The sequence below is a fragment of the Jatrophihabitans sp. genome (assembly GCF_051960575.1).
Classification (GTDB): Bacteria; Actinomycetota; Actinomycetes; order Mycobacteriales; family Jatrophihabitantaceae; genus JBQCEE01.
In genome coordinates this window covers 1-12471 of sequence record NZ_JBQCEE010000139.1, presented here as the reverse complement: position 1 = coordinate 12471, position 12471 = coordinate 1, and the positions used below count along the sequence as shown (strand labels likewise).

Annotated in this window: 13 protein-coding genes; 6 read left to right on the top strand and 7 right to left on the bottom strand. The window is 74.3% G+C overall.

Translation table 11 applies throughout. The annotated features are described in order from the left end of the window. Positions 1-35: 35 nt before the first annotated feature. From tsaD to ACTHMS_RS07540, 3 genes are all read right to left on the bottom strand, one after another. Positions 36-1055, bottom strand: coding sequence for a tRNA (adenosine(37)-N6)-threonylcarbamoyltransferase complex transferase subunit TsaD (gene tsaD, locus ACTHMS_RS07550; RefSeq protein WP_440306064.1), 1020 nt, complete (start codon positions 1053-1055; stop codon positions 36-38). Between the two features lie 61 nt (positions 1056-1116). Continuing rightward, positions 1117-2649, bottom strand: a complete 1533-nt coding sequence (locus tag ACTHMS_RS07545) for a glycerol-3-phosphate dehydrogenase/oxidase (RefSeq protein ID WP_440306046.1) — start codon at positions 2647-2649, stop codon at positions 1117-1119. Next, positions 2646-3218, bottom strand: coding sequence for a TetR/AcrR family transcriptional regulator (locus ACTHMS_RS07540; RefSeq protein ID WP_440306045.1), 573 nt, complete (start codon positions 3216-3218; stop codon positions 2646-2648). The genes ACTHMS_RS07545 and ACTHMS_RS07540 overlap by 4 nt, the downstream gene beginning before the upstream one ends. Before the next feature lie 50 nt (positions 3219-3268). On the opposite strand from ACTHMS_RS07540, the gene ACTHMS_RS07535 reads away from it, so the two are divergent. From ACTHMS_RS07535 to ACTHMS_RS07515, 5 genes are all read left to right on the top strand, one after another. After that, positions 3269-4852 carry an FAD-binding oxidoreductase gene (locus ACTHMS_RS07535; RefSeq protein WP_440306044.1) on the top strand — a complete coding sequence of 528 codons (1584 nt, stop codon included), beginning with the start codon at positions 3269-3271 and terminating at the stop codon, positions 4850-4852. Continuing rightward, on the top strand, positions 4849-5745 hold the full coding sequence (locus ACTHMS_RS07530) for a diacylglycerol kinase (protein ID WP_440306043.1): 897 nt from the start codon (positions 4849-4851) through the stop codon (positions 5743-5745). The genes ACTHMS_RS07535 and ACTHMS_RS07530 overlap by 4 nt, the downstream gene beginning before the upstream one ends. 9 nt (positions 5746-5754) lie before the next feature. Beyond that, complete coding sequence (locus ACTHMS_RS07525) at positions 5755-6678, top strand: MBL fold metallo-hydrolase (RefSeq protein WP_440306042.1); 924 nt, start codon at positions 5755-5757, stop codon at positions 6676-6678. Between the two features lie 131 nt (positions 6679-6809). Continuing rightward, on the top strand, positions 6810-7313 hold the full coding sequence (locus tag ACTHMS_RS07520; RefSeq protein ID WP_440306063.1) for a SigE family RNA polymerase sigma factor: 504 nt from the start codon (positions 6810-6812) through the stop codon (positions 7311-7313). Position 7314: 1 nt separating this feature from the next. Then, positions 7315-8172, top strand: a complete 858-nt coding sequence (locus ACTHMS_RS07515; protein WP_440306041.1) for a hypothetical protein — start codon at positions 7315-7317, stop codon at positions 8170-8172. A gap of 3 nt (positions 8173-8175) precedes the next feature. On the opposite strand, the gene ACTHMS_RS07510 is transcribed toward ACTHMS_RS07515, so the two are convergent. Further along, positions 8176-8817, bottom strand: coding sequence for a TetR/AcrR family transcriptional regulator (locus ACTHMS_RS07510; RefSeq protein ID WP_440306040.1), 642 nt, complete (start codon positions 8815-8817; stop codon positions 8176-8178). Between the two features lie 80 nt (positions 8818-8897). Between ACTHMS_RS07510 and ACTHMS_RS07505 the strand changes: the two genes are divergently transcribed. Beyond that, positions 8898-9839: an oxygenase MpaB family protein gene (locus ACTHMS_RS07505; RefSeq protein ID WP_440306062.1), complete on the top strand. Its 942-nt coding sequence runs from the start codon at positions 8898-8900 to the stop codon at positions 9837-9839. Here ACTHMS_RS07505 and ACTHMS_RS07500 read toward each other — a convergent pair. The 3 genes from ACTHMS_RS07500 to ACTHMS_RS07490 form a co-directional block, all read right to left on the bottom strand. Beyond that, the gene (locus ACTHMS_RS07500; RefSeq protein WP_440306039.1) at positions 9821-10900 is read right to left on the bottom strand and encodes an adenylate/guanylate cyclase domain-containing protein; all 1080 of its coding nucleotides are present in this window, start codon (positions 10898-10900) and stop codon (positions 9821-9823) included. The genes ACTHMS_RS07505 and ACTHMS_RS07500 overlap by 19 nt on opposite strands. A 110-nt stretch (positions 10901-11010) precedes the next feature. Next, positions 11011-11763, bottom strand: a complete 753-nt coding sequence (locus ACTHMS_RS07495; RefSeq protein WP_440306061.1) for a putative protein N(5)-glutamine methyltransferase — start codon at positions 11761-11763, stop codon at positions 11011-11013. 11 nt (positions 11764-11774) lie between these two features. Further along, positions 11775-12471 (bottom strand): hypothetical protein (locus ACTHMS_RS07490; RefSeq protein WP_440306038.1); only part of this gene is annotated, 697 nt, incomplete at its 5' end.

Genomic DNA, 12471 nt, shown 5'->3' with positions numbered 1-12471 from the left:
CACACGGGAGCGGGGCCGCGACACACCGCCCCGCTTCAGGCGGCGAGCTGCGCGCCGGTGAGCTCGATGGTCGGGATCGCCGAGAAGTCCGGACGCGAGGGGCGGGCGCCGTCGCGCACCAGCAGGTCACCGATCGCCGCGATCATGGCGCCGTTGTCGGTACACAGCCGCATCGGCGGGATGCGCAGCTCGATGCCCGCTGCGTCGCACCGCTCCTGCGCGAGCGCCCGGATACGGCTGTTCGCCGCGACGCCGCCGACGATCACCAGCGTGTCGACGGCCTGCTCGCGGCAGGCCCGCAACGCCTTGGTCGTCAGCACGTCGGCGACCGCCTCCTGGAACGACGCGGCGATGTCCTCGGTGCTGACGCCCGGGTCGCGCCTGGCCTCGACGTAGCGGGCGACGGCCGTCTTGAGTCCCGAGAACGAGAAGCCCAGCGGGTCGTCGTTCGGGCCGGTCAGCGGGCGCGGGAACGCCACCGCGGTCGGGTCGCCCAGCTTGGCCGCCTTGTCGATCGACGGCCCGCCCGGGTACGGCAGACCGATCAGGCGGGCGACCTTGTCGAACGCCTCGCCGGCCGCGTCGTCGAGCGTGTCCGACAGGTGCACGATCGGCGTGCGCACCAGGTCGCGCACGGCGAGCAGCGAGGTGTGGCCGCCCGAGACGATGAGGCCCACCGACCGGTCGGGCAGCGGCCCGTGCTCGAGGGTGTCGGCCGCGGCGTGGCCCGCGAGGTGGTGCACGCCGTAGAGCGGCACGCCGAGTGCCAGCGCGTACGCCTTCGCCGCGGCCACGCCGACGTGCAGCGCGGTCGCGAGCCCCGGCCCGGCGGTGACGGCGACGGCGCCGACGTCCGAGAGCGTGATGCCGGCCCGCTCGAGCGCGAGGTGCACGGTCGGCACGAGCGAGTGCAGGTGGGCGCGGGCCGCGATCTCTGGCACGACGCCGCCGAAGCGGGCGTGCTCGTCCATGCTCGAGGCCAGCGCGTCACCGAGCAGGACACCGCCCTGGACGAACCCGACGCCGGTCTCGTCGCAGCTCGTCTCGATGCCCATCACGATCGTCACGACCGTCGATTATCCGATGAACACCCGTTCATCCCGCCGGGGGGCGGTCTCAGCGGGTGTTGATCAAGGCAGCTTCGACGATCTCGTCCACCGCCGGGCGCACCCGCTCGGCGTCGGCAGGCACCAGGCCGATGCGCGTGCGGCGGTCGAGCACGTCGGCGACGTCGAGGGCGCCCTCGTGCGTGACGGCGTACTCGATCTCGGCCCGGGTGACGTCGATGCCCGGTGCGATCGGCTCGAGCGGGCCGGGCACCGTGGCCGTCTCGACCACCTCGCGGGCGAGGCCGCCGTGCCGCGCGACGAGCGACGCCGGCAGGCCCGCGGTCGGGGCGCTGTCGAACCGCGCGGGCGCGCCGACGAGCGGGATGGAGCGGGTGACGCAAGGCCCGGCCGGCAGCCCGGCGAGCGCGACAGCGGCGTCGACGACGTCCTCGGCCATCTGCCGATAGGTGGTGAGCTTGCCGCCGATGATGCTGATGATGCCGTTCGGGCCGGTGGTGACGGCGTGCTCGCGCGAGACGTCCGCGGTCTCGCCGCCGCCGGTGTCGACGAGCGGACGCAGGCCGGCGTAGGTACCGAGCACGTCGGCGCGGGTGAGGGCACGGCCCAGCGCCTGGTTCGCGGTCGCGAGCAGGAAGTCGATCTCGTGGTCGGCCGGCTGCGGCTCGTCCGGGATCGGGCCGGGGGCGTCCTCGTCGGTGAGCCCGAGATACACGCGGCCGAGCTGTTCGGGCATGGCGAAGACGAAGCGGCTGATCGACCCGGGCACCGGCACGGTGATCGACGCGGTCGGGTGGCCGAGCGCCGCGGCGTCGAGCACGAGGTGCGTGCCGCGCGAGGGCCGCAGGCGCACCGACGGGTCGACGTCGCCGGCCCACACGCCGGCCGCCGACACGACAGCACGCGCCGTCACGGTGGTCGAGGCGCCGGTGAGGGTGTCGACGAGCCGGGCCGACGTGCCGGTGACGTCCTCGGCCCGCACGCGGGTGAGCACGGTCGCGCCGCGCTCGGCCGCCGTGCGTGCGAGGGCGACCACCAGCCGTGCGTCGTCGATCAGCTGCCCGTCGTACGCCACGAGCCCGCCGCGCAGCCCCTCGGACGCGATGGCCGGAGCCAGGCGCCGCGCTTCGGCCGCGTCGACGCGCCGGGCCGCCGGCAGCACGCGCGCCGGGGTGCGGGCCGAGACGCGCAGCAGATCACCCGCGGCGAAGCCGGCACGGATCAGCGCCGCCTGCTTGCGTCCGATCGACGGCAGCAGCGGCACCACCGTCGGCAGCGGACGCACCAGGTGCGGCGCCGTCGTCGTCATCAGGATGCCGCGCTCGACGGCGCTCTCGCGGGCGACGCCGATGCGCCCGGACGCGAGGTAGCGCAGGCCGCCGTGCACTAGCTTCGAGCTCCACCGGCTGGTGCCGAAGGCCCAGTCGCGGGCCTCGACGAGCACGACGCGCAGCCCGCGCGCGGCGGCGTCGAGCGCGGCGCCGGTGCCGGTGACGCCGCCGCCGATGACGAGCAGGTCGACCGTGGGCTGCGCGGCGAGTGCGTCCAGGTCGCGGGCACGGCCGGCGGCGTCGAGCTTCATCGCAGGTATCCGTCCAGGGCGTGGGTGAGTTCTCGTCGCCAGGCGGCGGGCGAGAGGTGGTCGGCGATCATCCGGCGTGACTGGATGGCCGACTGGGCGATCAGCAGGGTCATCGCGGCGAGCTCGCCCGGCTTGCCGCGCCGCACGTCGCCGGTCGCCTGCACCGCCCGGATCGTCGCCGTGAGGAGTTCGAGCAGCAGCTGCTGCCCGGTGCCGAGCCGGTCGAGGATGTACCGGGCGACGAGCGCCGGTTCGGCGGCGAAGGTCGGCGCGAGCGTCGGGTGTGTGCTGATGCGGTCGGCGAGGTCGACGACCAGCTTCACCAACGCGGCGCGGTCGGTGACGCGCGCGGGCCGGTCGGCGACCAGGGCGCGGATCTCGCGCTCCCACAGGGCCCGGAAGACCGCGTCGGAATCGGCGAAGTAGCGGTACACGGTCGGGCGGCTGACGCCTGCCTGCCGGGCCAGTTCGGCGATCCCCGGACGCATCTGCCCGGCCCCGACGAGCCGCGCGGCGGCGTCGAGCACACGGTCTTCGACGGGCAGCTCGTCGACGTTACGCATTGACATGATGTGTAACACTGTAGCGCATGACAGCGACTGGTGTACCGACTCCGCCGATGGCCTGGGACGCCTGGGGTGATCCGGCGAAGGCGACGGAGTTGTCGCCGACGCTGCTCGCGCTCGTGCAGGACCTCTTCAAGGTCAGCGCAGACGACGTGCCCTCGGTCGCGCGTGACGAGGTGCGGCTGACGCCATCGGCGCTCACAGCCGACGATCTCGCCGCGCTCGAGGCGGTCGTCGGCACGGAGCACGTCACCACGGCCGACGACCAGCGTCTGCCCCGCGCCGGCGGCAAGTCGACGCTCGACCTGCTGCGCCGCCGGTCGTCGGCCGAGCAGCACGCGCCGGACGTCGTCGTCGCCCCCGGCAGCGACGACGAGGTGCTGCGGCTGCTCAACATCTGTACAGAACGCCGCCTCGCCGTCGTGCCCTTCGGTGGTGGGACGAGTGTGGTGGGCGGCCTCGACCCGCTCGCCGGTGGCCTGCGCGGTGTCGTCTCGCTCGATCTCGCCCGGTTCGACACCCTCGAGGCGCTGGACGAGACCGACCTGATGGCCACCCTCGGCGCCGGGCTGAGCGGCCCGCGCGCCGAGCAGCTGCTGGCCGCGCGCGGGTACGAGCTCGGCCACTACCCGCAGAGCTTCCGCTACGCCACCATCGGCGGCTTCGCGGCCACCCGGTCGTCCGGGCAGGACTCCGCCGGGTACGGCCGCTTCGACGACATGGTGCGCGGCCTGCGCGTGGTCACCCCGCGCGGCGTGCTCACCGTCGGCCGCGCCGGGGCCAAGAACGCCGCCGGGCCTGACCTGCGCCAGCTGTTCCTCGGCAGCGAGGGCGTCTTCAGCATCATCACCGCGGTCACCGTCCGGGTGCACCGCCTCCCGGAGACGAAGGTCTACGAGGCGTGGCGCTTCCCCGACTTCGCCACCGGCGCCGCCGCACTGCGCGCCGTGGCCCAGGCCGGCACCGGACCGACGGTGCTGCGCCTCTCGGACGAGACCGAGACCTCGCTCAACCTCGCGACGGTCGAGGACGCCGGCGCCGGCGCCGAGAGCGGCGGCTGCCTGGCGATCACCGCCTTCGAAGGGCCGGCCGAGCTGGTCGAGGTGCGGCACGCCGCGACCCGGCGCCTGCTCGAACGGCACGGCGGCACGTCGCTCGGGCCGGAGAAGGGCGAGCAGTGGGCCGAGCACCGCTTCGACGGCCCCTACCTGCGCGACCCGCTGCTGGCGAACGGCGCGCTGGTCGAGACGCTCGAGACGGCGACCCGCTGGTCGAACCTGCTCGGGCTCAAGCAGGCCGTGACCGACGCGGTCACCGCCGGGTTCGCCGCGGTCGACTCGCCGGCGCTGGTGCTCTGCCACATCTCGCACGTCTACGACACCGGCGCCTCGCTCTACTTCACGATCGCCGGCGGGCAGCGTGGGGACGCGATCGAGCAGTGGTCGGCGATCAAGCGGTCGGTGAACGACGCGCTGATGGCACACGACGGCGCGATCACCCACCACCACGCCGTCGGCGCCGACCACCGCGACTGGATGACCGACGAGATCGGCGCCATCGGCGTCGACGTGCTGCGTGCGGTGAAGACGGCGCTCGACCCCGCCGGCATCCTCAACCCCGGCAAGCTGCTGCCGTGACCCGCATCGCGCTGCTGACCAACCCGGCCGCCGGGCACGGCCGCGCCGTCGCGGCGGCCGAGCGCGCGGCTGCGCACCTCACCGCCCGCGGCGCGACGGTCGACCGGGTGCGCGGCGACACCGCCGAGCAGTCGGCACAGCTCGCCCGGGACGCGGTCGCCGGCGGTGCCGACGCGCTCGTCGTCGTCGGCGGTGACGGCATGATCCACCTCGCCCTGCCCGCCGTCGTCGGCACCGACGTGCCGCTGGGGGTCATCCCGGCCGGCACCGGCAACGACCAGGCGCGCCACCACGGCTGGCCGCGCGACTCGGTCGAGGCGGCGGCCGACGTCGTGCTCGCCGGGCACACGCGGCGCATCGACGTCGGCGTCGCGACCACCGCAGACGGGAGGCGGACCTACTTCGGCTCGGTGCTCGCGTGCGGGCTCGACTCGCTCATCAGCGACCGGGTCAACCGGATGACCTGGCCGCACGGCCGGGCCCGCTACCACCTGGCAATGGCGATCGAGTTCGCCCGCCTGAAGCCGCTGCCGATGACGGTGACGCTGGCCGACGGCACGGTGATCAGCCAGGACAACCTGCTCGTCGCGGTCGGCAACACGAGCATGTACGGCGGCGGCCTGCGCATGTGCCCCGACGCCGACGCCACCGACGGCCTGCTCGACGTCACCATCGCCGCGGCCGCGCCCCGCCGGCAGGTGGTGGCGCAGCTGCCCCGCACGTACCGGGGCACGCACGTGCAGCACCCGCGCACGCAGACCTTCCGAACCCCGTCGCTGCGTATCGAGGCCGGTGGCATGAACGCCTACGCCGACGGCGACTTCGTCGGCCCGACCCCGGTCGACGTGACGGTCGAGCCCGCGGCCCTCGCGCTGCTGGTGCACGACCGGTAGACAGGCGGCATGCGCCTGCGCCTCGGCCGCCCCGACCTCGGCCGCTATGCCGACCGGTTCGACGTGCCGGACGCGACCGCCGACTCAGCACTCGCCGTCACCTTCCTCGGGGTCAGTTCGCTGCTGGTGGACGACGGCGAGCACGCCTTCATGACGGACGGTTTCTTCTCGCGTCCGGGGCTGGTGAGCGTGCTGCGCGGCCCGATCGGCCCGGACACCGAGCGGATCGACGCGACCCTGCGCCGGCTCGGGGTGACCAGGATCGAGGCGGTCGCGCCCGTGCACACGCACTTCGACCACGCGCTCGACAGCGCCGTGGTCGCGCAGCGCACCAGCGCGGTGCTGGTCGGCGGCGCGTCGGCCGCCAACATCGCGCGCGGCCACGGCCTGCCCGACGACCGCATCGACGTCGTCACGCCAGGCGAGCCGAGGCAGTACGGGCCGTTCGAGCTGACGTCGTTCGTCAGCGAGCACTGCCCACCCGACCGGTTCCCCGGCACCATCGACGCCCCGGTGCCGCTGCGTGCCCCGACCAAGCGGTACCGCTGCGGCGAGGCGTGGTCGCTGCTGCTGCGTCACCTGCCGAGCGCGCGCACGGTGCTGGTGCAGGGCAGCGCGGGCTTCGTGCCGGGCGCGCTCGAGGGCCTGAACGCCGACGTCGTCTACCTCGGCATCGGGCAGCTCGGGGTGCAGCCCGAGCGGTACATCCGCGCGTACTGGGCCGAGACGGTCGTCGCGGTCGGCGCGCGCCGGGCCGTGCTCACGCACTGGGACGACTTCTTCCGCCCGCTCGACCGGCCGCTGCGCGCGCTGCCCTACGCCGGCGACGACCTCGACGTCACCATGCGGGTGCTCGTCGACTGCGCGGCGCACGACGACGTCGCCCTGCACCTGCCGACGGTGTGGCGGCGCGAGGACCCCTGGCGCGACTGACTCGCGAACCCCCTGGTGTGGCCCGATTTCATGCCCGGAAACGGGCCACACCGGGGGGTTGGCGGTGGACGATGCAACGGATCGGGCCGCAGCCGCGTTGAGGGGCGTCGACATCGGACGATCGGGCGGAGCTGCAGGTGAGGTTCGAGGAGTACGTCGCCGCACGGCGACCGTCGCTGCTGCGCTTCGCCACCGTGCTCACGGGCCAGACCTGGCTCGCCGAGGACCTCGTCAGCGACGTGCTCGGCCGGGCCTACGAGCGGTGGGGACGGATCGGCAGCGTCGCCGAACCGCATGCCTACGTGCGCCGCATGATCGTCAACGACTACGTCTCGTGGCACCGCCGGCTCGCCCGCAGCCGGCCGCAGGCCGACATCGAACCACCGGGTGCGGTCGACGACGGCACCCACGACCACGCCGAGCGCGACGCGATGATCCGGCGGCTCGACCAGCTGCCGCGGCGGCAGCGGGCCGCGGTCGTCCTGCGGTACTACGCCGGGCTCAGCGACACCGAGATCGCGGCCGAGCTCGGTTGCCGCGAGGTGACGGTGCGCAGCCAGATCTCGCGCGCACTCGCCACCCTGCGCCTCGACCTCACCGACCACCCCACGCCCTACGCCACCCAGGAGCGCTGACATGGACCTCCACGACCTGCACGACGCCTTCGCCGAGCTCGAACGACGGGCCGACGCGCTGCCCGCCGAGCCGTTCGTCCCGCCCGCACCGCACCGGTCGCACACCCTGCTGATCGGCGCGAGCGCCGCCACGGTGCTCGCCGTCGCCGGCGGTACCGCCTGGCTCACGTCGTCGGGCGACCATGCCGGCACGCAGGACGCCGGGTCACCCCCCTCGGCGCCGGTGCCGTCGGAGAAGTACGGCTGGCAGGCGTACTCGCCGCTGGACAGCACGACGCCTGCGCCATCGTCGGCACCGGCCGCCCGCCCGCCGGTGGCGAGCACCGAGGCCGACCTCGAGCGGCGCTTCACCGCGGCGCTCGGCGACCTCGCCACGTCGTTCACCGTCACCGACACCGGGCACTCCGTGACGATGACCATGCCGGCGGCGCCCTCGAGCGCCCCGGCGACGGGCACACCGTCGACACCGTCCATCGGCGGGTCGCCCTCGTCGCTGCCACCCGTGCAGTCGAACGGGGTCGCGATCGTCGGCGTGCTCACGGCCGCCGACGGCCGTCACGGCGGCTACGACGTGCAGATGTTCCAGGCCTCGCCCGGCGAGCAGGCGCAGTGCGACGACCCCGATCGGAGCCACTGCACCCTGAGCCGCGTCGACGGCGGCACCCTCGCGATCGGTGACGAGCCGCTCGAGGGCGGCGGCGTGACCTACCGGGGCGAGTACGTGCGCGCGGACGGTGTCGCGATCCTGCTGCACGTGAGCAACCGGGCCAACCCCAAGGGGATGGGCGGGCTGCTGGCGAGCGCGCCGCCCCTGACGCGCGCCCAGGTCGAGCAGGTGGTCACCTCCTCGGCCTGGTGACCCTCAACGTGCGTTGAGACCACGCTCGACCACGTTTTGCGCGACGAGGGCGAAGAGTTCGGCGTTGCGTTCGACCAGGTCGTCGCGGCTGATCGGCAGTTCGCCCCGCACCCAGGCGGTGAGCGTCTCGGACAGCCCGCCGAGCAGGTGGGCGGCGGCGAAGCGTCCCCACGATCCGACGGCGAGCGTGGTCTCGGCGCCGTAGAACTGCTCGGCCTGGGCGACGATGAGCGCGACGAACGCGTCGGCCACCTCGGCCCGTCGCGCCGCGAGCACCGGCACCGACAACGGCTCGACGATGACCAGCCGCGCCTTCCGCGGATCATCGGCGAGCAGGCCGACCGCGGCCCCGATCGCGGCCCGTGCCTTCGCCTGGGGGTCGTCCGCCGCCTCGGCGACCGCGGTGATGATCGCGGACGTCACCTCGCCGAGCACCACGTCGGCGGTGGCCAGCAGCACGTCGTCCAGGGTGCGGAAGCTCTCGTAGAAGTAGCGCTCGTTGAGTCCCGCCTCGGCGCAGAGGCCGGCGACGGTGAGGCGCCCGGCTCCCGAGCGGCCCACCAACGTGAGGGCGGCCTCGAGCAGTGCCGCACGCCGCTGGGCGCGCCGCTGCTCGGCGGGGACACCCCCGTACGCGCGGGCCACGGGCCGATTGTGGCACCCGCCCCTTGCCTCGTCGCCGAATCTGGGGGACGCTCTTGCCAAATATTGTGCAGGAGGTGCCGATGCCGGGCTACTTCGCCGACGACGCCATGGCCGTGCGTGTCATGGGCAGTCGCGCCGTCGGCCTCACCTACGGCCAGCGCGCGCTCGTGATCGGCGCGGCGCACCCGCGGCTGTTCGTCGGCACGGTCGAGAACACCGCCCACCGCGACACCCCGTACAACCGGCTCGCGCGCACGGCGCGGCTGTTCGAAGCGGTCTTCCTCGGGACGAAGGAGGAGGCCGACCGCGCGCTGGAGTTTACCCGCCGCCGGCACGCCCGGGTCACCGGGGTGATGGCCGAGGCGGCCGGGCCCTACGCCGCCGGCACCCCGTACAGCGCGACCGACCCGCACCTGATGTTCATGACCATGGCCTTCGCCTTCGACTCGGTCGATGTGCTGCAACGGCTGTTGATCCGCCCGCTCACCCCCGGCGAGCAGGAGGCGCTCTACCAGGACTTCGTCACCTGGGCCGAGCTGTTCGGCATGCCGCGCGACGCGGCGCCGCCCGACTACCCGACCTTCCGCCGGTCCTTCGACGGCTGGCTGGCGTCCGGCGAACCGCACCTCACCGAGCACGCCCGGGTGGTCGGGTCGTACCTCGTCGGCGCGAAGCGCGGCGACTACGACGACCCGCTGCCGCTGCGGCCGTTGTTCCGCTCGATCGACCTGGTGGTGCGCGGGTCGCTGCCGGCGTCGATCCGGCGTCTCTACGGCTTCCGCTGGACACCGGTGCACGAGGCGGCCTACCGCACGGCCCTGCAGACCGTGCGGGTCGCGCACGTCGAGCCGCCGCATTTCGTGCCGCGTCCGCTCGACCCGGTGCTGCACGGCGTGAACGCGCCGCTGTTCAAGATCCTCGCCGGACGCGAGCGGCAGCAGCTGCGGCGCGGCCGCCGGTCGATGCCCGAGGCGGCGGCGATGCTCGACCGGTCGGGCACGGTTCAGCGGCCGAGCGCGTAGACCGGCTGCGGCACGTCGAAGCCGCGCAGCACCATCGGCTCGAGCGCCTCGGCACGCCAGCCGGTGAGGCGCTCGGCCACGTCGGGCGAGGCCAGGATCTGCGCCGGCTCGGCGGCGGCGACCAACCGTGCGGCGAGGTTCACCGGCGTTCCGAAGTAGTCGCCCGCGACGGCGAGCATCGGGCCGTGCGCCAGCCCGGCCCGCACCTGCAGCCCCGCCTCGACGGCCTTCGGGTGCAGCACGAGGTCGGCGGCGGCCTGCGCGAGCCGGTCGGCGGACGGGCTGACCCACATCACGGCGTCGCCGATGAACTTCACGACGCGCCCGCCGTCGGCGTGCACCACGTCGGCCACGGTGCCGCCGAAGTCGGTGAGCAGCATCGACAACTCGTCCGGACGCAGCCGCTGGGTCAGCGCAGTGAAGCCGGACAGGTCGGCGAACCCGACCCCGGCGACGACCGAGGCGGTGTCGTCCTGCACGACGCCCTCGAAGTACATGCGCGCGGCGGTGAGGTGGTGCCGGAAGACGGCGTCCATGCTCGCCCCGATGCGCGGCACGTACCCGGCGACCGCGCGGAACGACTGGGCGGTGGTGAGCTCGTCGGGCGCCGCGCCGAGCGTCACCTCGGGGACGCCGACCCGGATCGCGGCCGACGCCGCCTCGGCCAGCCGGGCGAGCCCGGCGCCCATGACCCGCAGCAGGCCGAGCGAGGCCTCGGCGCCCATGAGTGCGCGCAGCTCGGCCCACAGCTGCAGCGCGTCGAGGTCGGCCTGGCTCAGCAGCACGCTGTCGGGGCCGGCGGCGGTGAGGCCGAGCGCGGCCCACGCGTGCTGCACCTCCTCGACCCGCACGCCGATGCGCTTGGCCGCCGCCGCGAGGCTGTAGCGCGGCTCGCCCGAGCGCAGCACCGCGTCGCCGGCCAGGCCGAACAGCCGCCCCTCGCGCTCGGCCTGCACCATCTCGTCCACGGTGAAGCCGAGGTGGTCGAGGTACTCGAGCAGCGGCGCGCGCTCGGCCGCCCGCGCGATGCCCGCCGCCTCGAGTGCGGCCAGATCCAGCATGGCCGCAGTCTGCCGCAGGTCGGTCGTGCGGTGCGTCCGAGCCGCGAAACCCCCTGCTCTGGCCCCGTTTCGAGCGCGAATGTGGGCCGGAGCGGGGGGTTTCGCGCCGATCAGCGGCGGCGGCCGCGCACGACGGTGCCGTCGATGTCCTCGTCGTGCAGCACCTCGGCGGCGAAGCCGGCCACCTCGACGAGCGCGGCGGTGGCCGGCGCCTGCGCGCGACTGGTCTCGATCAGCAGCCAGCCGCGCTCGTGCAGCCACTCGCCGGCGCCGGCAGCGACCCGGCGCTGCACGTCCAGGCCGTCGGCGCCGCCGTCGAGCGCGAGGCGGGCCTCGTGCTCGCGGGCCTCGGGCGGCATGAGCGCGATCGCGTCGGTGGGCACGTAGGGCGCGTTGGCGGCGACGACGTCGACGCAGCCGCGCAGCGACGGCGGCAGGGCGGCGTAGAGGTCGCCCTCGTGCACGCGGTCGGCGCGCAGGTTCTGCCGCGCGCAGCGCACGGCGGCGGGATCGAGGTCGACGGCGTGCACCTCGGCCCGCTCGGCCAGCACCACCCCGACCGCGCCGCTGCCGCAGCACAGGTCGACCGCGAGGGCGTCGTCGGGCAGCACCGCGAGCGCCGCCGTCGCCAGCAGCTCGGTGCGCCGCCGCGGGACGAACACCCCGGGCGTGACGACGACGTGGTGCCCGCAGAACCGCACCCGGCCGAGCAGGTGTTCGAGCGGCTCACCGGCGACCCGTCGCGCGACGAGCTCGTCGAGGTCGGCCCCGGTCGCCGCACCGCGCAGCAGCCGCGCCTCGTCCTCGGCGAAGACGCAGCCCGCCGCCCGCAGGCGCTCGACCAGGTCGTCCAGGCCGCCCATGAGCGTGCCCGTCACCCGAGCAGCCGCTGTGCCGCCCCGGTCTCGAAGAACGGCGCGAGGCGAGCGCGCACGGCCGCCTCCAGCTCGCCGCCGGCCTTCGCCCGCTCGAGCAGCGGCGGCACCACGCGCTGCACGTCGGCGACGATGCGGTCGCGCGTCAGCCCGAGGTCGTCGAGCAGTTCGGTGGCGGTGCGGTGGCCGTGCGCGGCGACGAGGGCGTCGACGACCGCGTCGACGACATGGCCGACGTACTCGCTGTCGCGCGCCGAGCGGATCACGTCGAGCACCAGCAGCGCGACCTCGTGCAGGTCCTGCTTGCTGATGTAGCTGCGCAGGTCGCTGATCGGCTCCTTGGCGTGCAGGTCCCAGATCTCGAGGGCGGCCTCGCGCAGCGGCGCTTCGTCCAGCATCTGCTTCACGGACTGGTTCGTCGTCTTGATCGCGGCCGCCGTCCCGCGGCTGGTCGCCTCGCCGAGCAGGCTGTCGATCTGCTTGTCGAACGGGCTCTTCGCCTTGTTGGCCACGCCGACCCCGAGCTTGATCATGCCGCCGACGCCCGGCAGCTTCTCGGCCCGCGCGCGGTTCTGGGCGAGGAAGTCCGACACGAGCAGTGTCACGAACTTCGCTGTCACACTGGCGACGAGCGGGCTGCGGCCCATGCGGTCGAGCACGCGGTCGTGCAGCTGGTGCAGTGCGAGCGCCTTCACG